We start from the raw sequence: 19004 nt of genomic DNA, 5'->3' as shown, positions 1-19004 counted from the left end.
TGTAATGGATTGCAAAAATTGCAATAATCCAAACAGGAAACCTTTGCCCTTTTATAATGAAAAAATTACTGCTTTTACTAGCCTGCTTCATCTTCATCAACAGCTGTACACGGAAATCTGGAACGGCCGTTCAAGTAAAGTCCAGCGAAGGGCGGCGCATTGAAATCCTTTTTCTGGGTTATGACAGCAAGCACCATTATTCGGAAAAATTCTTCCCGATGCTAGCACATCCGTTGTTCCAAAAAGGCATTAACCTGACTTATACTTCGGATTTGAATGTTTTGAATGCAGAGAACCTGGCAAAATATGATGGCTTAATGATCTATGCAAATCATAATGTGATCTCCCCTGCGCAGGAAACTGCGATGAAATATTTTGTGGAAGGCGGGAAAGCATTGATCCCTTTGCATGCGGCCTCTTTTTGTTTTCAAAATTCTGATTGGTATATCAAAACCGTCGGTGCGCAGTTCAGCACGCATAAATATGGCACATTCACAGCGCCGATCACGCAGCCAAACCATCCGGTGATGGCGGGTTTGAAGGAGTTTGAAACCTGGGATGAAACTTATGTCCATGCGAAAATCAATCCGGACATTAACATATTGCAGGAACGTGTAGAAGGGACGCATCGCGAGCCTTGGACCTGGGTGCGGACGCAGGGAAAAGGCCGCGTGTTTTACACCGCATATGGCCACGACGAGCGCACCTGGAAGCAAAAAGGATTTCACGATCTGGTGCTGAACGGTGTGTTATGGGCCGTAAATGATGATGCAAAAGCCGCCTATGCGAGCCTGAAACTGCCGACGCCCGAATTCAAAGACGCCGACGTTCCTAACTACGAAAAACGCGATCCGGCCCCCAAATTCCAGCTTCCGCTTTCACCTGCTGAATCGGCAAAACTGATCCAGGTTCCGGTTAATTTTGATTTACAGTTATTCGCTTCCGAGCCCGACATTGTGAAACCCATCGCGATGGCCTGGGACGAAAAAGGTCGCTTATGGATCATTGAAACGGAAGATTACCCCAACGAGATCAGAACGGAAGATGGAACCGGAAAGGACCGGATCAAGATTTGCGAAGACACCAACGGCGACGGCAAGGCCGATAAGTTTACCGTTTTTGCAGACGGCCTGAACATTCCGACCAGCATTACATTTGCAAACGGCGGCGTGATCGTAGCCCAAGCCCCACATTTCATTTTCCTCAAAGACACCAACGGCGACGACAAAGCGGACATTCGCGAAAACATCATCAGCGGCTGGGGCAAAAGCGATACGCACGCCGGGCCCTCCAATTTGAAATATGGCCTCGATAACAAGATCTGGGGCGTGCTGGGTTATGCGGGTTATCGCGGGACGGTGAATGACAAGCCGGTGAATTTCAGTCAGGGCATTTATACATTTGATGTGGATGGCAAAAACCTGGAATACATTGGCCGGACGTCGAATAACACCTGGGGATTGGGGTTTTCGGAAGATTTTGAAGTGTTTATTTCCACAGCCAACGGCAATTACAGCGGACATTTCGCGATGCCATTGGAATATGTAAAACGCTCCGTCGCGGATGGCTCGGGCAACACGGTTTACAAGCTCGATTCGCATTATGATATGAACTATATGACGCCTGCATTGCGCCAGGTGGACTTTCACGGCGGCTTCACGGCGGCGGCTGGTCATAATCTTTACACAGCCAGAAATTTCCCAAAACAATATTGGAATGCAACGGCATTTGTTTGTGAACCAACGGGCCGCTTGCTTTATCAGGCCATGCTGAAACCGAATGGCGCAGGTTATAAAGAGAAAAATGGCTTCAATTTGCTGGCGAGCTCGGACGAATGGTTCTCGCCGGTTCATGCGGAAGTGGGGCCGGATGGCGCCGTTTGGGTTGCGGATTGGTATAGTTTCATCATTCAGCATAATCCCACGCCGCGTGGTTTTGAAAATGGAAAAGGCAATGCATACATCAACCCGCTGCGTGATAATAAGCACGGACGTATATACAGGGTCGTTTATAAAAATGCAAAACCTTATCAACCGGTAAAACTAGATAAAAATGATCCCGCCGGACTTTTGGCTGCATTGAAAAATGACAACATGTTCTGGCGCACCACGGCGCAAAGATTGATTGTGGAAGCGCAGCACAAAACATTGGTTCCTGAGCTGATTAAGCTGGTTAATGACCAATCTGTTGATGAAATTGGGTTGAACAGTCCTGCCGTGCATGCGCTCTGGACATTGCAGGGATTGGGTGCGCTGGATGGTTCCAATGAAGAGGCATATCACACGCTGGTTCGTGCGGTGCGGCATCCGGCTGCGGGCGTTCGCAAGAATGCAGTGAAGCTTTTGCCAAGAAATGATAAAACGCTTTCTGCATTGAAATGGACGAATTCTTTGAACGATCCGGATCTGAAAGTGCGACTTGCCGCGATTCAAGCATTAACGGATTTGCCGGCTTCCGAGGAAATTGGGAAAATGCTTTATCTGGCCGGTCAGGATTCGGAAAATGCGGCGGATGAATATTTGCAGCAGGCCATTTTCTCAGGTGTCATTAAGCATGAAGCAGGTTTTAAAAATGCAGCTGCAAAGCTGAAAGATTCCACATTAACCGCCCGCATTGAGCGCGGATTGGTGCAGGAAACTTATGTGCTCAATCTCTGGTCCCCACCGATTTTCCCGCCGGACATTACCAACAAAGAAATCACCATTAAAGCCATTATTACCAAAGCCGACGAAGCATTATCGGGCGTGGTTGCTTCGCAAGGCAACAAGGAGAACGGTTATAGTCTTTATATGAATGAGGGAAGATTGCATTGGCTGATCAAGCAGGACGGCAAAGCTTATGACATTCATTCCAACCAGACATTGCCTGCCGAACGCCTCAATGTCGTTGCAACATTGTCCGAAGGCGGTGAAATGACATTGGCCATTGAAGACGAAACACCCATTAAGGGCAAAGCAGCATCGCTTTTCACCAAACCATTCAACCCCGACGACATCCGCCTCGGCCGCGACTTGCGCGACGAAAACCGGGTGGGCGATTATCCTGAAAATTTCAGGCTAAGAGGCTGGCTGGATGTGAAAAGCACAATGCAGCTGAACCAGGTTTCAAAAGATAAATCAGAGAAAAAAGTGGCCGCAGCAGCGCCGGTTAGCAAGCCGGAAGCAATAGGAAAAGGCAAAGGAACGCCGGTGACGATCAACCTGAAAGTGATTGAGCATGAAATGAAATTTGATAAAAAGACATTTACCGTAAGACCGGGCCAAAAAGTCTCGATACGCTTTACTAATCCTGATTTTATGCAGCATAACCTGCTTATTGCTGCTCCGGGAAGTCTGGAAAAAGTGGGCTCCGCTGCGGATCTGCTGGCGCGCGAAAGCAATGCCATTGAACTGAATTACATTCCAAAAATGCCCGAAATCCTTCATTCGACTGAATTGATCAGCCCGGAAGGAAGCACCACGCTTGTTTTTATTGCCCCCGAAAAACCCGGCGACTATCCTTTCCTGTGCACTGTGCCAGGCCACTGGCGGATTATGAATGGGATCATGAAAGTCGAATTGAACACATCTAATAAAGAAGCGAAATAACCCAGCGAACTAAAATCTTATCACCATCTAACTTTTGACACATGAATAAACAATTATCCAGACTTATTCAGGAAGTGGCCTGTTACCTGCTTTGCAGCGTAGCGATGCTGCTAGTCCTACCGGCCCAGGCACAGGCAGCCGATCGCCAGATTACCGGAAAAGTGGTTTCAGCGGAAGACAAAAATCCGTTGCCGGGTGTGACCATTATTGTAAAGGGAAATAATACGATAGGAACTGCAACGGATGCCGAAGGAAAATTCAAAATGACCGTTCCGGAGGATGCAACGCTGATTTTGAGCTACATTGGTTACACAAGCCAGGAATTTGTGGTGGGCACCCAAAACGATTTCAACATTGAAATGGCGTCGGACCAGAAGCAGCTTACGGAAGTGGTCGTGATCGGTTACGGAACACAGAAAAAGGGCGACATTACGAGTTCGGTTGCGAGCATTAAGCGCGAGGATTTTATCAAAGGAACGGTTCGCGATGCTGCGCAATTGATCCAGGGAAAAGTGGCTGGCTTGCGCATTACAACGCCGAGCGGCTCGCCAACTTCCAACACGCAGATCAACCTGAGAGGAATCAACTCAATCAACGGAACTTCAAACCCATTGATTTTAATCGACGGAATTCCCGGCGGTCTGAACACGGTTGCGCCCGAAGACATTGAATCTGTGGACGTTTTGAAAGATGGATCTGCGGCTGCGATTTACGGAACACGCGCAACCGGCGGTGTAATCCTGATCACAACCCGCAAGAACCGCGGCAACAACACGCGCTCGACGGTGGAATATTCCAATTACGTGAACATTCAGACCATTGCGCGCAGGCCAAAACTGCTGACTGGCGATGATTACCGTCAAAAAATCGGCGAAGGCATTGACTACACAGATTACGGCGGCAACACCGACTGGCTCGACGAGATCATGCAAAATCCCGTCAGCCACAACCATAACCTGACTTTCTTCGGCGGAAACAGCACAACCAATTTTACAGGATCTGTGAATTACAGAAACTGGGAAGGGATCTTTTTGAGATCAGGGCAGAGTCGCTTCACCGGCCGCGCCGACTTGAACCATGCGATGTTTAACAACAAATTGAAAACAAACATCCAGATCATCAACCGCATCACTTCATCCAATGGCGCGGTTTCGCCTGCCAACAATGATGCCGCTTATGGCTACGCTTACCGCCAGGCCATGATCCGCAACCCGACAGACCGTGTGCGCACAGAAACGGGCGCATGGCAGGAAAGGGACGGTTATTTTTACGAAAATCCTGTTTCGCTATTAAACGAATCAAACTACGAAGCCAAGTTTAAAGAAATGAGGATGAGCGGAAGTCTGGACTATGCGCCGATCGCCGATTTGAATTTCAAATTATTGGTTTCTAATGTTCAAAATAGCAACCTTGAAGGCGGTTCCACAACATTTAACCACACCGCAACGCGCCTTAGCAACCAGAATGCAACCGCATTCAGAGGCACGCAGGCCAACAACGAAAACCTGCTTGAACTTACAGGAAATTATGCCAAATCATTTGGAAAGCATCGCTTTACATTGTTGGGCGGATACAGCTGGCAGGACGCAACTTACGAGGCATTTGATGCCAGCAACTGGGATTTTCCGACAGATGCTTACGATTGGAACAACCTTGGCGCGGGCGGCGCTTTGCAAAAAGGGCAAGCCGGCATGTCGAGTACGAAGAACAAATGGCAGCTTGCCGGTTTCTTTGGCCGTTTGACTTATAGTATGGATGAAAAATATCTGTTCATGGCCAGCGTGCGTCGTGAAGGTTCTTCCAGATTTGGGATTAACAACCAATGGGGAACATTTCCTGCCGCTTCGGTTGGTTGGAGAATCAGCAAGGAGCGCTTTATGGAAGGACTTCCGGGCGTCTCTGAGATTAAGGTCAGGGCCGGGATTGGTGTGACGGGAACCATTGCAAGTGATCCTTATCTATCACAGATCAGCTATAATTTCAGTCGGGAAGATGGGGCCTTTATTGGTGGGAAATGGGTTCCAGGATTTATCCCGGCGCGTAACTTCAACCCGGATCTGCGTTGGGAGAAAAAAGAAGAGGTGAATGCGGGCGTTGACTTCGGTTTTCTAAAAAACAGGATCAATGGTTCGATTGATTTTTACAGCCGCAAGGTGAAAGATCTGCTTTATGATTTCCCTGTTCCCGTGCCTCCTTACCTGATCGGTTCCATGCTGATCAACGCAGGAACCATGAAAAACGAGGGTATGGAAGTGCTTTTGAACATTGTGCCTGTTCAGACTGCTAATTTCCAATGGAACACCGGCTTCACCTATTCTACCAACCGTAACAAACTTGTAAGTCTTTCAAATGACCAATTCCAAGCTGCTAACGACTTTTTCGATGACGGTTACACAGGCGAGCCGATCCAGGTTTCTACACACCGCGTGAAAGTGGGCGAGCCGATCGGACGGTTTTTTGTTTGGAAAAGTGTAGGTGTTGATGAAAAAGGCGCCTGGCTGGTTGAAAACAAAGACGGCGAAGTGATTCCCATCGCCAATGCGACGCCGGAAGACCGTCAGTATTACGGAAATGGAATTCCAAAACACAATGTAGGCTGGAACAACTCGGTTCGTTACAAAAACTTTGATTTGGCTGTAAACATGCGCGGCGCTTTTGGATTCGACATTCTGAACTTTCAGAGCATGTTTTATAACAACCCAAGAAACAAGGCTTATAACATGCTGAAAACGGCTTACGATCCGATCGACGGCAAAGTGCTGAACAATGAGCTTGTTTATGTTTCCAATTACATTGAAAAAGGTGATTACTGGAAAATCGACAACGTCACATTTGGCTACACGCTGCCTACTCTGAAAGGCTTGAAAAACGCCCGCATCTTCGTTTCCGGCCTTAACCTGGCGACGATCACCGGCTACACCGGCGTTGACCCGGAAGGCGTAGACATGACGGGTTTTGCCCCGGGAAGTGACCAGCGCGACAAATATCCGACAACGCGGACATTCACAGCAGGCCTTAGTGTAACATTCTGATCCACAGCAAACTTTTTGAAACAATGATTAATAAAAGTAAAATATACATCGTCCTCGCATCCATAATGGGTGCGGCTACGCTCTACTCCTGCACCGACCTCGAAGAACAGGTTTATTCAGAAGTGTTATCGAGCACTTACCAACCCACTGAAAAAGACCTTCCAGCGATTGTAGCGCCGGTTTATTCATCCCTTCGCGGGTTAATGCTGGGCTGGCAGGGCTATTTTGACTTGCAGGAAGAAGCAGCCGACGCTATCGTGACGCCCGTTCGCCCAAATGGCTGGGACGACGGTGGAACTTATCGCCGGATGCACCAGCACACCTGGACTTCCCTGCAATGGCAACCCGAAAACGCATGGCAAAGCTCATTCCGCAGCATTACCACGGCAAACCGCGTTTTGTCCCAAATTGCAGAAGGCGAAATTCCTTTGACAACGGGCAAAGTGGAAGTGGAAGCCGAGTTAAGAGCTGTGCGTGCACTGGCTTACTATCTTTTGCTCGATAACCACGGCAATGTGCCGATTGTGACTGATTTCAAGGACATTAATTTACCAAAACAAAACACCCGCAAGGAAGTGTATGATTTTGTGGTAAAAGAATTGCTTGAAGTGATGCCTAACCTGAGCGAAAATGCTTCGACAACGTACGGTCAGCTGAACCGCTGGGGTGCAAAAACGCTTTTGGCAAAAATATATTTGAACGCGCAGGTTTACACCGGCACGCCGGAATGGGAAAAGGCCAGTGCGCAGGCTGATGATGTGATAAAAAGCGGCAAATATGTGCTGGATGCCAATTATTCGGATGTTTTCACCTGGACCAATTTCAATTCCAAAGAGATCATTTTCGCGATTCCTTACGATGAAATTTACGGAACCGGCAACCAGATCCACATGAAAACGCTCGACCCATTGAGTCGCACCGTGTATCCGATGAATGCTGGTCCATGGGGCGGAAACTGCGCCGTGCCACAATTTATCGACACTTACGACGCCGAAGACAGCCGCCTCGCCGACACCTGGGTAATGGGTCCGCAAAAGAACGCAACCACCGGCGCAGTCGTTATCACATATTCCAAAACTGTCCCCAGCATTGAAAAAACGGCTTCGACAGACGGTTACCGCATTGGAAAATACAAAATCAAACCTAATGCAACCGGCAGTCTGGACAACGACTTCCCATTGCTCCGCTATGCAGATGTGATGATGATCAAAGCGGAAGCGCTTTTGCGCACCGGCAAAGCCGCCGAAGCAGCGACCATCGTAACCGAAGTCCGCAAACGCGCATTCAAAGCCAACCCTGCAAAAGCAACCGTAACCGCGGCAGATCTGGCAAAAGGCAGTCGCTATAATTACGGTTACCAGGCCACGGACGGCACCATTACCGAGCGCCAGGGCGGAGACGATGTGAAATTCGGACGCTTTTTGGATGAGCTCGGATGGGAATTCGCAGCAGAAGCGCACCGCCGCCAGGATTTGATACGGTTTGGTATATACGAAACCAAAAAGTGGTTCAATCACCGCCCGCAAGCGCAGCAACGTGCATTGTTCCCAATTCCACAAACGGAGCTGGACAAGAACACAAACCTGAAACAAAACCCAGGCTATTAACAAAAACTTTAAACAAGGTTAGGTAATAAGCTCCTGCTCCCGACACTGTTGGTGAGCAGGATTTTTTTGTTTAACATTATGACCATGTTCTCAAAAGAAACCTACATACAACGCCGCCAGACTTTAAAAAAGAAAGTGGGGAGCGGCCTTATTCTTCTGCTCGGCAATGATGAGTCGGGAATGAATTACAAGGATAATGTTTATCCATTTCGCCAGGATAGCACTTTTCTATATTATTTCGGACTGGATACGGCTTCGATTCATGCGGTTATAGACATTGATAATGATCAGGAAATCATATTCGGCGATGAGCTGACGATCGATGACATTGTCTGGACCGGTTACCAGGAGCCGCTTGTTGAAAAGGCTGCCAAGATTGGCGTGACGCAAGTGAAACCACTTTCGTCGATTTCGGGCTATTTGCGTGATGTTCAGAACCGGAAACAGGAAGTGCATTTTCTGCCACCTTACCGCGGCGAGCACACATTGCAGTTGCAGGAATGGCTGCAAATTGCCCCTGCCGAAGCGTCGCAACGTGCTTCCGTAAAGCTTATCAAAGCCATTGTTTCAATGCGTTCGTACAAATCGGCCGAAGAAATTGCCGAGATCGAAAAAGCCGTCAACACGTCCATTGACATGCACCTGGAATTCATCCGCACCACGCGCCCGGGCATGACTGAAAAAGCCATTGCAGGAAAATTGCAAAGCATAGCCATCTCCCAAGGCGGCGACATCTCCTACCCGATCATCCTGACCGTGAACGGAGAAACACTGCACACACACGCACGCGACCGCATTATCAACGACGGCCAAATGGCATTATGCGACGCCGGTGCCGAAACCGCCATGCATTACTGCGGCGACCTTACCCGCACCATTCCGGCGGGAAAGCAATTCAGCAGCATTCAAAAAGAAATGTACGAAATCGTGCTCAATGCACAGGTTTCGGCAATTGAAGCCTGCAAACCAGGCGTTTTGTTCAAAGACGTCCACGCATTAGCATCCACCAAATTGCTGGAAGGCCTGAAATCAGTAGGCATCATCAAGGGCGACCCGCAAGAAGCCCTTGCCAACGACGTCCACACACTCTTCTTCCAATGCGGCCTCGGCCACATGATGGGCCTCGACGTCCACGACATGGAAAACCTCGGCGAACAATACGTAGGCTACACCGAAGACCTCATCAAAGGCACCACCTTCGGCTGGAAATCCCTCCGCCTAGGCCGCGCCCTGGAACCGGGTTTTGTAATTACCGTCGAGCCCGGGCTTTACTTTATTCCAACTTTAATTGATCGCTGGAAAGCTGAGAATAAGCTTTCGCAGTTTATTGACTATGGGAGGTTGGAGCAGTTTAGAGATTTTACGGGGATTCGGGTGGAGGATAATTTGGTGATTACGGAGGACGGGAATCGGGTGTTGGGGAAGGAATTGGTGAAGGATATTGGGGGGATTGAGGCTTTGCGGGGGTAAGGTTAACGTTAATTACTGTTACAATTGTTGAATATTTATCACACACATTATGCTATCAAATGAATTGGCTAAGAGGCTGATCAAACTACCAAAAGCAATAGAAGGTGGCACGCAGACCATCAGCATGCTCGATGAAAAGAGCAGATTTATACTGAGTAATCATGACGAACCGGAATTCGAATTTTTATTTGAAATAACCTCGCACCGAAAAATTACCTTCAAGATTTCTCTTCATCACCAGGAACATAATTTACGAGAGGGGTTGATAAGAATAGATTACAAGGGAGGTCATAAAAACCCGGAAAACATTACAGATGATGTTCCAGAATTTGTCAGGCCATATACGGGTTACTTCTTTGTAAATGAACCGCATATCCACATTTATGTGTTCGGCTTTAAGGATCTTGCATGGGCTGTGCCGCTCGCTGCTTACAATTTTCCTGTCTTAACGATTGAAAATTCTGACGACCTTAGCAAGGCGATAAACGCGTTTGCTCGTGAGATTAATATCATCACACCATTTTACATTCAGAACTCGCTATTATGAATTGGGTAAATACACTAATTGACGATTACTACACCTGGCTAAAAAACAAAACGGTCGTAATTCCTGATGCGAAAAGTGAATGGGTATCAATTCAAACACCTTTTATCGGGCTTTTTAATGATACAATTGAAATGTATGCGCAGAGAAAAAATGATAAAATAACATTGTCTGATAATGGAGAGACATTTCAAAATCTTGAATTAGTCGGGTCTCCCATTAGTCGGACAGGAGAAAGAAAGAATCTGGCTGAGCGCATTCTTTTAAATTATGGCATTCAATTGCAGAACGATGAGTTGGTAACAGAGACGACTGAAAAAAACTTTGCTCAGAAGAAGCACAATTTCCTTTCCGCTATAATGGAGTTGAATGATCTCTATGTTTTATCAAAGTCTAACGTGACGTCAATTTTCAAAGAAGATGTGAGGGCATATTTGGAAGAACAAAACGTCATCTACACTCCGGATTTCATCTCCAAAGGGTCTACCGGATTGGAGTTTATGTTTGATTTTCAAATTGCAGGAAAAAACCGTGAAATCGTTATCAAGTCCTTCAATACAATTAATAAGCAGTCTCTCAGCAGTTTTTTGTTCAGTTGGGATGACATCAGACCTGTGCGGGAGAAGGTTAGCAAGAAAGATGTCGTAGCGATTGCATTGATCAATGATGAGGAGAAAACAGTCAAAACAGAATTTCTAGATGCATTTCGCGCTAAAAGTGCAAACTACATTATATGGAGCGAGCGTAACCATCCGGAAAATACTATAAAACTTGTCGCTTGAATCATTTTTTAAAAGCCTGCCGCTGCCATACGAGCAGCGACAGGCTTTTAACTAATTCCTCTTCCCATAATCCCCAATTTCCTTCAACAAACGCGTAAGCACCTCACTCGTATCCAACGCCAGCAGCGCATATTTACGACTAAGATTCCATTCATCAGTTGGGCGGAGATAATGTCGGAGCATTTCGTTGTGCATCCGTTCGATTTCGATCAGGTCGACATCTTGATTTAGATAGTTGCTCAGCAACTCCTCGGCTGCGCTTTGGCGGGATTCTTGGATTTTTGATGTGTGCATTTTTGGATGATTTGGACATTTTGTGAAGCAAAACACGGTGCCGCACTTGCCGTTGTCCAAACCTTCCCAGGCTAATGGTGTTCAAACCATTACGGTAGTTACGACACCGTACTTTATGTATGGCGCGCAATACGATATCGAAGCAAAATAATGCCGTCAAAATGATTTGGCGACAACATTGCCTGGGAAAACTTGGACGCTGTAAACTTACTGGGTTTGATGGAAAAAGCAAAAGTGAATACAACTTCAAGGAATATTCATTGTAATTCTTAGCTTTGCAAAAAAGAAACACACTATTAATGAATCATGCAAAATACCTGACTCTTACAGAAGAGTCATTGCTAGTATATCGTTTTACCAGTGAAGGGCCCAAGGGTCTTGTGAAAAAAAGTGCCACTTATTCTATTACTGAGATTGAGAATGTTTACAATTTAGGATTCGGAGACTATGATTCGACTACTGATCAGGTGAATGATCTTGCAGTCACCAATAATGGTGATAGCAAAAAAATATTGGCAACAGTTGCTTCAACTTTGTACGCTTTCACAGACAAATTCCCGAATGCCTGGATTGGGGCGACTGGAAGTACACCTGCTCGGACGCGACTATATCGAATGGGCATCACTAATAATCTGCGCGAAATCTTGAAGGATTTCGTTATATTTGGGTATAGCCTCGATGAAGACTGGGAGAAATTTAGAGTCGGAAAAGAATACAAGGCATTTTTAATAACTAAAAAAGAAAACGTGCACACATCATGGAGACAAAAGATCTAAAAGAATCAAAAACTTCAAATATTATTGTTGACAAGAGCCTAAATAAGCTTAGAGGCAAAGAATATTTTCCAGAGAAATTAAAAAAAATGAATGAGATCTTAGCTAAATCTGGATTGCCTGATCTTGATAAGTTGAAATAACATTTATCAAGTAGAGCTGGTGAATGATCGATCACAACAATGCCCACCCAAACCCACCGCTACTCCGGCCCGCCTACGCGTCTCTACGCCTACATGACCCACTTCTCAGTGGAATGTCCTAAGTGCAGTAAAGAAGCGCTAGTCATTAACCAAAAGAACGGAACAGAAATCATTAGAAAATTAGTTTGCAGCAACTGCAGCCATACGGAGCAAGAAGTCTCTGGAAAAACTTATCAGAATGCTTCCGTTTGCGATCCGGTTTTCAATCTTCCCTTATGGCTGCAAGGTGAGTTTAAGGGTGATGTGCTTTGGGCTTGTAATCGGGAGCATCTTGGGGATATACGGAGTTATGTTGCTTCGAAATTGAGAGAAAGACAGACTTTGACGCATACGACGATGGTTGAGAAGCTGCCGCAATTCATTAAGGCTGCTAAGAACCGGGATGGGATTTTGAAGCTGATTGACAAGATTTTAAGGAAGTAAACTCTGCGATTTCTCTCCATGTGGCTTCTGTGTGAGTCCAGCAAAACCCAGAATTTTCATTCGTACAATCTTGAAGGGTTATTTTCTTACTTCAGCTGCGGTTTTGGGCTTAGGGAGCTCTTTTCTTGGGATTTTTTGATCGAGTTGGGCTGTGTTGTAAACGAAGCTCGCAACGACGACCGCCATTTGTTTCAGATCGTCCATAACCAGCCGCTCATAAGTGTCTGCATTCGTGTGGTGCGTGCGGGTTCCGTACTCGATTCCATCTTGAATGAACTGGAAACCAGGCAATCCCAACACATCAAACGCAAGGTGATCGGTTCCTCCCGTGTTTCTGGAAGTGATCGTAGGATGGTCTACAATGTCAGTAAATGGCGCAAACCATTTTTCAAAAAGCGCACGCGGGCCTTCGTTTCCCTGCAAATAAATGCCGCGGATGCGTCCTGTGCCATTATCAATGTTATAATAAGCGGAAAGTTTCGCATGCGCCGGCAGCAATTTCATTGTTTGCGGATCACCAAACGTGTTTTTGACATAAGCACGTGAGCCATGCAACCCCTGCTCCTCACCCGACCAAAGCGCAATGCGAATGGTTCTTTTGAGTTTCAGGCCGGATGCTTGCAAAATCCGCACCGCTTCAAGCATGACCGTGCAACCAGCGGCATTGTCCGTCGCGCCAGTCGCTGAATGCCATGAATCCAGGTGACCGCCGAGCATCACCACTTCGTCTTTCAGTTTAGGATCGGTGCCGGGAATTTCGGCGATTACATTGCCGGTTGTGAGTTTTTTGTCGAAAAATGAGGTTTGTGATTCGGCTTCTAATGTTACGGGAATGCCGCTTTCTATCAATCGGGCGACTAGTCCTGCGTGCTCGGGCGCCATTTCAAATGCCGGGCGGGCTAATGGTGCATCGCTTTGTAGGATGCGCCGTTGCTGGTGAAAAATGTGCCGTGCTTTCCTGATCTCCCTGCGAGTTCTAGGCTAATATTTTGGGCTTTCATGGTGCTGTCTACCCGGCTGCGGAAGCTGCGCATGGTGCGCATCCGCTCGGCTTGCTCGGGGGTGAAGTTGCTTTGGCCGAATGGCTGCGAATTGGTCATTTTGTCCAGATCCTCCGTTGTATAACGCAATGCATCGGGCTTGAATGTCGGGTCGGTGTCGGCGGGTCCTTTTACCAAAACGATTTTCCCATTTAGCTTTCCATCTGCATATTTTGCGAGGTCTTCTTCATTCTGGATATTTACAACCACAACCTCCCCTGTCATGGGCCCTTTCGTGCCGGAAGTCCAGGCTTTTGGAATGGCTATAAATGGCATATAATATGGCTTAGTCATCGCCAGATAGCTTTTTTCGACCTGCCAACCTTTTCCAAATTCTCCCCATTCTTCGATGCGCGAGTTCTGCAAACCCCACTTTTTCAATTCACTTACCGACCATTCCGCGGCTCTCTGGAAGCCGGGAGAATTTGTAAGACGCGGACCGGAAACATCTGTTAGCTGATGAGCAATTTCTTTCACTTTGGAATTTTCCATGCCTTCCTTCCGGATTTTGGCAATGGCAGCTTGATCGACTTCCTGAGCAAAAAGAAGGCCCGGACAGAACAGCAATGAACAAAAGATCTTTTTCATAGGAGCTGATATGAGAATTCTAAGCTTTAATCTCTTTTCTGGCAATCATATAATAAACCGGAATGCCCAGCAGCACAATGATCAATCCTGGCCAGGTGTATTCTGGTTTATAAATGATGAGCAAAATGCAGAATGCGAGGCCCATAATAATGTAAATGATAGGCAAAAACGGGTAACCAAATGCTTTGTAAGGCCTATCGGCATCAGGACGTTTTTTTCTTAATATAAATATCCCAACGATAGTCAACATATAAAACACAACCACCACAAACGAGATCATATCCAGCAGGTTACCATATTTCCCACTCAACGCCCAGAGCGATGCAATGACGCATTGAATCCAAAGTCCAAATTCAGGAACAGAATTCTTATTCAGCTGTCCTACTTTGCTGAAAAACAGTCCGTCTTTGGCCATCGAATAATAAACCCGAGCGCCGGACATGATCAATCCGTTGTTGCAGCCGAATGTTGAAATCATGATCATTACGGCAATAATGATCGTTCCGGATGTTCCGAAAATAACGTGTGAAGCGCTTACAGCAACGCGATCTTTATCAGCAGCTGCGATTTCCTGCAAGGATAAAACGCCGGTGTACATGACATTGGTTAGCAAATAAATCACTGTTACAATGATGGTTCCTAAGGCAAGGCTTAGCCCAATGTTACGCTGCGGATTCTTGATTTCTCCCGCTATGAAAGTTACATTATTCCAGGAATCGCTGCTGAAAATGGAGCCAACCATGGATGCGGCGATGGCACCGAAAGCGGCGATCGTTGTATAGGAGGCAATGCTTCCGTCTACATTCAATTTATGCATATCCCACATGTTATGCATATCCCACATGGTGGCTGAATCCCAGTTAGCCGCCCAGATCTCAGGTTTCATAAATAGTAAGCCGAAAACGATCAATCCCAATAAGCTCAAAAGCTTCGTTAATGTGAATGTAGTCTGGATAATTTTTCCGCTGTTGACGCCGCGTGTATTGATGAACGTTAACAGCACAATGACGACAATGGACAGTAACTGCGCGGGTGTTATTTGTAAAAATCCCAGATCGACGGCCACAATGTCTTCACTGAATTGAGGCAATAAATAAGCTGTGAATTTGGCAAAAGCCACGGCAACGGCGGCAATGGTGGCGGTTTGGATTACGGTGAAAAAGCTCCAACCATACAGGAAGCTAATCAGCGGGTTATAGGCTTCTTTGAGGTAAATATATTGGCCGCCGGCTTTGGGAAACATGGCGCTTAATTCGCCGTAACTCAATGCTGCCGTAAGCGTCATAAAACCGGTGATCAGCCACACAAACATGAGCCAGCCCACGCTCCCGGTGTTGCGCGTAATGTCCGCGCTTACGATGAAAATTCCCGATCCGATCATACTGCCGGCAACGAGCATGGTTGCGTCTACGAGACCTAATGAGTGTTTAAATGCGGTTTTTTCCGGGACGGATTCTACTGACATAAAAGTTTTTTGGGTTAGATAAGGCAGGTTTCAACTCTTAAAGTACGCTTTTATTTGAAACTATAAAATTTCCACTTTGTTTTAAAATCGCGCGTTACCGGCTGATTGATTAATGTGGCCCTTACCATCTCAATGGGCATATTATTTTCCTTCATAATGGCGTCGTGGAAATCTTTGTATGTCATTTTTCCGCTGTCGACCAGTTCGTTTTTGAGGCTCAGGATCTGCAAGCCGCCGATGAGATAAGCGACCTGGTAAAGCGGACTGTAACTGCCTTCGAATGAGCGGCGCACTTCACCCTCCGCATTCGCACGTTCGTGACCTACCCGATCCACCAGAAAATCAATGCATTGCTGCGGGCCCCATTTGCCTAAATGATAATTGAGCGAGAAAATAATCCGTGCGCAACGGTGCATCCGCCAGAACAACATCCCGATCCGCTCCTCGGGCGTTTTGGCAAAACCCTTGTCATACAGCAGCAATTCCCAGTAAAGCGACCAGCCTTCCGTCCAGAACGGCGTCCGGAATTCGCTGCGGTAAGCCTTGTAACGGCTGTTCATATAATATTGCAAATGATGCCCCGGCACAAGCTCGTGATGCACCGTCGCCCGCGAAAAATACGGATTATTGCCGCGCATACTCATGAGCTTATCCTCGTGCTGCATGGTGTTGGTGGGATAGGAAATGATAATATCGCGCCCGCCCAGGAAAAACGGGTTAATAAGCTGTCGCTCAGGCGTCATCATTTGCATGCCCCAGGTTTCGTCTGCGATTTCGGGATAGTCGATCAGGTTGTTGGCGGTGATGAATGTTTTGGCGTCGTCGTAGAGTTTCAGGATCAGTTCGGGCTGGGTTCCGGCTTTTACGTAGCTGTTTTTGACCTTTTCCTGCGCCTTTTTCCAATCGTTCCCGAAACCCATTTCCTGCGATGCTTTCAGCAATTCCTTGTCACACCAGGCAAATTCTTTGTTGGCCAAATCGATCAATTCATCCGGCGTATAACTGATCATTTCTGCATTCAGCTGGCGGATCAGCTCGTCGCGGCCGATGGGAACGCCCTTTATGCCGCTGTTGTCGTCCTTTTGCGTTGTGGTAAGTTTGCCTTTGCTTTTGATTGTTTTGGCATAAGCATTCAAAGCGCTGTCCAATGCCTCGTAAGGCTCTGGAACCCACCATGAAAACATCGGATCATAACCTTTGTAAAAATCACAAGTGCTCTTTAACCTGGATTTTAATCCAATTACCGCCTCTTCGCCGCGTTCTGCAAGAGGCATTTCAATGCTTTCTGTTTTTTTGAATGCGTCGGACGCTGTTTTAACTTCTTTTAAAATATCATTCAGCTGACCTGCAACTGCTTGTCCGTCAACGGTTGCGCCGCGTCTTCGGCCTTTTTCCAATGTGTATATTTTATCCGCAAAAGGGAAATAGGTTTTTACTGCATTGTATTCTTTTTCCTCTTTGGATAATGTTAGCAAATCATCCTCAATGCTTCTTTTGAGCAAAATATAATCCACTTTTCCATAAATGCTCATGGCATTGAAATCGAGCTTGGCGAGCTTATCCAAATAATTTTGATCCACTTCGCGAAGTCGATTCCGCTGTTCGGGCGAATTAAGGACATTGCTTGGCGCGCCGAAACCGCCTCGTCCGCGCTCCATAGGCGAGTAAAAAGAGCGGATTGCGCGGGTGTCCTGGCCATATTGAATGATGAGCCCGGCTATTTCGCTGGTTTGTTCGTAGAGGTTAAATTTGCTTTGGGCAAAAGCTTTTGGAATAAAAATCGCTGCGCTTATCAGGAAAATAAGGCACAAGAAAGTTCTGTGGTTGAAAAGTTTCATCCAGGTCTGATTAAGGTTTATACTTCGGCTCCGCTCAGTATGACACTGCTTCTCAGTATGACAATCCTGGATGAAGCTTGATATTGGTTAAATCAATTATATCGTTCAGGATCGTAAATTTTGATGTCGGCCGACAATGCAGACTCGTTGGCCAGCTCCGCCACCATTTTGCCAGTTGCCGGTCCGAGACTGATGCCCATCATGCCATGACCACCGGCGACGATGAGGTTTTTCAGTTTTTTGCTGTAACCCAGATAAGGCAGCCCATCCGGAGAACACGGCCGGAAACCATACCAGATTCTTTCCTTGCCCGGAACAGCCACATTCAGCTCGGGATAATATTGCGGAATGGAGTTTACGATCCCTTCCACGCGGTTCATATTAATGTTGTCATTCACCGCCGCAAGCTCCATCGTGCCGCCAAATCGCACTTGTCCGTTCATAGGCGTAACCGCAACGCGTGCTTCGATCAGCAATGCGGGATGTTCGATTTTATGCTCAGCATTAGGCTCCATGAAAGAGTAACCCTTTCCAGGCATTACAGGAATGGATAAACCAGCTAACTTGGAAAGCTCGGGAAGCCAGGTTCCGCCTGTCATGATAACGAGGTCGCCTTCGACGGTTTTGGTTTCGGTTTGAACACCTTTTATTTCTCCGTTTTTTATATCAAAACCTTTAACCTTCGCATTCAAAATCACTTCCGCGCCTTGGGATTTTATGTATTTCAAAAGCTGCGAAAACAATGCGGTTGGATATAAATGTGCGTCACAATGATAATGCACTGCTCCTATCACGTCCAGCTGAATGTTGGGTTCAATGGCCTGAACTTGCTCCTTAGTAAGCATTTCAATGTCCAAACCGAGCTTTTGACCGTCCTTAGCCACGTGGATTTCTTCTTCTCCGGCTTTCTCGGTTTTGTAAAGCATCAGAATGCCTTTTTCTTCCAGACCAAAATCAAAACCTTCTTCTTTGGCCAGATCTTCGTAAAGCTGCTTGCTCAGCAAATGATAATCGCGCAAATAAGGCGCGGCGCGTTCCACATTGGCAGGCGTGGCGCTTTTCATGAATTTCAAACCCCATGAAACCAGCGACCAGTCGAGTGAAGGTTTTACATAAAACGGACTGCGGCTGTCGAACATCCATTTAATGCCTTTGGAGATCATGCCGGGAGCAGCCAGCGGAATAAAATGACTTGGAACGATCATTCCAGCATTGCCCTGCGAGCAATTATCTGCCAGATCGCCCTTATCGATCAACGTCACATTCCAGCCACTTTTTAACAAATAGTAAGCCGAAGTCAACCCCATAATCCCGCCGCCAATAATGGTGGCTTTTCCCTTATTCGTCACGTTCATATT

Annotated in this window: 15 protein-coding genes; 9 read left to right on the top strand and 6 right to left on the bottom strand. The window is 46.8% G+C overall.

What is annotated here, in order from left to right; translation table 11 throughout:
- Positions 1–56: 56 nt before the first annotated feature.
- The 6 genes from LZG74_RS02735 to LZG74_RS02710 all read left to right on the top strand — a co-directional run bounded on the left by LZG74_RS02735 (position 57) and on the right by LZG74_RS02710 (position 11022).
- Positions 57–3587: a PVC-type heme-binding CxxCH protein gene (locus LZG74_RS02735; RefSeq protein WP_233795110.1), complete on the top strand. Its 3531-nt coding sequence runs from the start codon at positions 57–59 to the stop codon at positions 3585–3587.
- Between the two features lie 41 nt (positions 3588–3628).
- Positions 3629–6619, top strand: coding sequence for a SusC/RagA family TonB-linked outer membrane protein (locus LZG74_RS02730; protein ID WP_233795109.1), 2991 nt, complete (start codon positions 3629–3631; stop codon positions 6617–6619).
- A gap of 23 nt (positions 6620–6642) precedes the next feature.
- Positions 6643–8226 (top strand): RagB/SusD family nutrient uptake outer membrane protein, encoded by a 1584-nt coding sequence (locus LZG74_RS02725; protein WP_233795108.1) that lies wholly within the window; start codon positions 6643–6645, stop codon positions 8224–8226.
- Positions 8227–8310: 84 nt separating this feature from the next.
- Positions 8311–9696, top strand: coding sequence for an aminopeptidase P family protein (locus LZG74_RS02720; protein WP_233795107.1), 1386 nt, complete (start codon positions 8311–8313; stop codon positions 9694–9696).
- Positions 9697–9745: 49 nt separating this feature from the next.
- A complete protein-coding gene (locus LZG74_RS02715) occupies positions 9746–10243 on the top strand; it encodes a DUF6978 family protein (RefSeq protein ID WP_233795106.1) in 498 nt (165 codons plus the stop codon).
- Positions 10240–11022, top strand: coding sequence for a DUF1828 domain-containing protein (locus tag LZG74_RS02710; RefSeq protein WP_233795105.1), 783 nt, complete (start codon positions 10240–10242; stop codon positions 11020–11022). The genes LZG74_RS02715 and LZG74_RS02710 overlap by 4 nt, the downstream gene beginning before the upstream one ends.
- A 51-nt stretch (positions 11023–11073) precedes the next feature.
- On the opposite strand, the gene LZG74_RS02705 is transcribed toward LZG74_RS02710, so the two are convergent.
- Positions 11074–11316 carry a hypothetical protein gene (locus tag LZG74_RS02705; RefSeq protein WP_233795104.1) on the bottom strand — a complete coding sequence of 81 codons (243 nt, stop codon included), beginning with the start codon at positions 11314–11316 and terminating at the stop codon, positions 11074–11076.
- Between the two features lie 299 nt (positions 11317–11615).
- On the opposite strand from LZG74_RS02705, the gene LZG74_RS02700 reads away from it, so the two are divergent.
- From LZG74_RS02700 to LZG74_RS02690, 3 genes are read left to right on the top strand one after another with little or no spacing between them, the layout of a single operon-like run.
- Positions 11616–12092: a DUF6934 family protein gene (locus LZG74_RS02700; RefSeq protein WP_233795103.1), complete on the top strand. Its 477-nt coding sequence runs from the start codon at positions 11616–11618 to the stop codon at positions 12090–12092.
- On the top strand, positions 12074–12232 hold the full coding sequence (locus LZG74_RS02695; RefSeq protein WP_233795102.1) for a hypothetical protein: 159 nt from the start codon (positions 12074–12076) through the stop codon (positions 12230–12232). Before LZG74_RS02700 ends, LZG74_RS02695 begins: the two co-directional genes overlap by 19 nt.
- 39 nt (positions 12233–12271) lie before the next feature.
- Positions 12272–12715, top strand: a complete 444-nt coding sequence (locus LZG74_RS02690; RefSeq protein WP_233795101.1) for a hypothetical protein — start codon at positions 12272–12274, stop codon at positions 12713–12715.
- Between the two features lie 78 nt (positions 12716–12793).
- Here the strand turns inward: LZG74_RS02690 and LZG74_RS02685 are convergent, their stop codons facing one another.
- From LZG74_RS02685 to LZG74_RS02665, 5 genes are all read right to left on the bottom strand, one after another.
- Complete coding sequence (locus LZG74_RS02685) at positions 12794–13597, bottom strand: M20/M25/M40 family metallo-hydrolase (protein WP_233795100.1); 804 nt, start codon at positions 13595–13597, stop codon at positions 12794–12796.
- Positions 13598–13614: 17 nt separating this feature from the next.
- Positions 13615–14343, bottom strand: coding sequence for a hypothetical protein (locus tag LZG74_RS02680; RefSeq protein WP_233795099.1), 729 nt, complete (start codon positions 14341–14343; stop codon positions 13615–13617).
- 19 nt (positions 14344–14362) lie between these two features.
- On the bottom strand, positions 14363–15808 hold the full coding sequence (locus tag LZG74_RS02675) for an APC family permease (protein ID WP_233795098.1): 1446 nt from the start codon (positions 15806–15808) through the stop codon (positions 14363–14365).
- Positions 15809–15858: 50 nt separating this feature from the next.
- On the bottom strand, positions 15859–17646 hold the full coding sequence (locus tag LZG74_RS02670) for a DUF885 family protein (protein ID WP_233795097.1): 1788 nt from the start codon (positions 17644–17646) through the stop codon (positions 15859–15861).
- A 92-nt stretch (positions 17647–17738) separates the two neighbouring features.
- Positions 17739–19001 carry an FAD-binding oxidoreductase gene (locus LZG74_RS02665; RefSeq protein ID WP_233795096.1) on the bottom strand — a complete coding sequence of 421 codons (1263 nt, stop codon included), beginning with the start codon at positions 18999–19001 and terminating at the stop codon, positions 17739–17741.
- Positions 19002–19004: the final 3 nt, after the last annotated feature.

Source organism: Dyadobacter sp. CY327 (genome assembly GCF_021390415.1).
Taxonomy (GTDB): domain Bacteria; phylum Bacteroidota; class Bacteroidia; order Cytophagales; family Spirosomataceae; genus Dyadobacter; species Dyadobacter chenhuakuii.
The sequence above is the reverse complement of the archived record's forward strand: the minus strand, read 5'-3'. Positions and strand labels throughout refer to the sequence as shown.

What these genes read in the sequence shown, in the direction of transcription:
- LZG74_RS02735 (WP_233795110.1), top strand. Translation starts at nt 57, where the DNA reads ATGAAAAAATTACTGCTTTTACTAGCCTGCTTCATCTTCATCAACAGC.
- LZG74_RS02730 (WP_233795109.1), top strand. Translation starts at nt 3,629, where the DNA reads ATGAATAAACAATTATCCAGACTTATTCAGGAAGTGGCCTGTTACCTG.
- LZG74_RS02725 (WP_233795108.1), top strand. Translation starts at nt 6,643, where the DNA reads ATGATTAATAAAAGTAAAATATACATCGTCCTCGCATCCATAATGGGT.
- LZG74_RS02720 (WP_233795107.1), top strand. Translation starts at nt 8,311, where the DNA reads ATGTTCTCAAAAGAAACCTACATACAACGCCGCCAGACTTTAAAAAAG.
- LZG74_RS02715 (WP_233795106.1), top strand. Translation starts at nt 9,746, where the DNA reads ATGCTATCAAATGAATTGGCTAAGAGGCTGATCAAACTACCAAAAGCA.
- LZG74_RS02710 (WP_233795105.1), top strand. Translation starts at nt 10,240, where the DNA reads ATGAATTGGGTAAATACACTAATTGACGATTACTACACCTGGCTAAAA.
- LZG74_RS02705 (WP_233795104.1), bottom strand. Translation starts at nt 11,316, where the DNA reads ATGCACACATCAAAAATCCAAGAATCCCGCCAAAGCGCAGCCGAGGAG.
- LZG74_RS02700 (WP_233795103.1), top strand. Translation starts at nt 11,616, where the DNA reads ATGAATCATGCAAAATACCTGACTCTTACAGAAGAGTCATTGCTAGTA.
- LZG74_RS02695 (WP_233795102.1), top strand. Translation starts at nt 12,074, where the DNA reads ATGGAGACAAAAGATCTAAAAGAATCAAAAACTTCAAATATTATTGTT.
- LZG74_RS02690 (WP_233795101.1), top strand. Translation starts at nt 12,272, where the DNA reads ATGCCCACCCAAACCCACCGCTACTCCGGCCCGCCTACGCGTCTCTAC.
- LZG74_RS02685 (WP_233795100.1), bottom strand. Translation starts at nt 13,597, where the DNA reads ATGGCGCCCGAGCACGCAGGACTAGTCGCCCGATTGATAGAAAGCGGC.
- LZG74_RS02680 (WP_233795099.1), bottom strand. Translation starts at nt 14,343, where the DNA reads ATGAAAAAGATCTTTTGTTCATTGCTGTTCTGTCCGGGCCTTCTTTTT.
- LZG74_RS02675 (WP_233795098.1), bottom strand. Translation starts at nt 15,808, where the DNA reads ATGTCAGTAGAATCCGTCCCGGAAAAAACCGCATTTAAACACTCATTA.
- LZG74_RS02670 (WP_233795097.1), bottom strand. Translation starts at nt 17,646, where the DNA reads ATGAAACTTTTCAACCACAGAACTTTCTTGTGCCTTATTTTCCTGATA.
- LZG74_RS02665 (WP_233795096.1), bottom strand. Translation starts at nt 19,001, where the DNA reads ATGAACGTGACGAATAAGGGAAAAGCCACCATTATTGGCGGCGGGATT.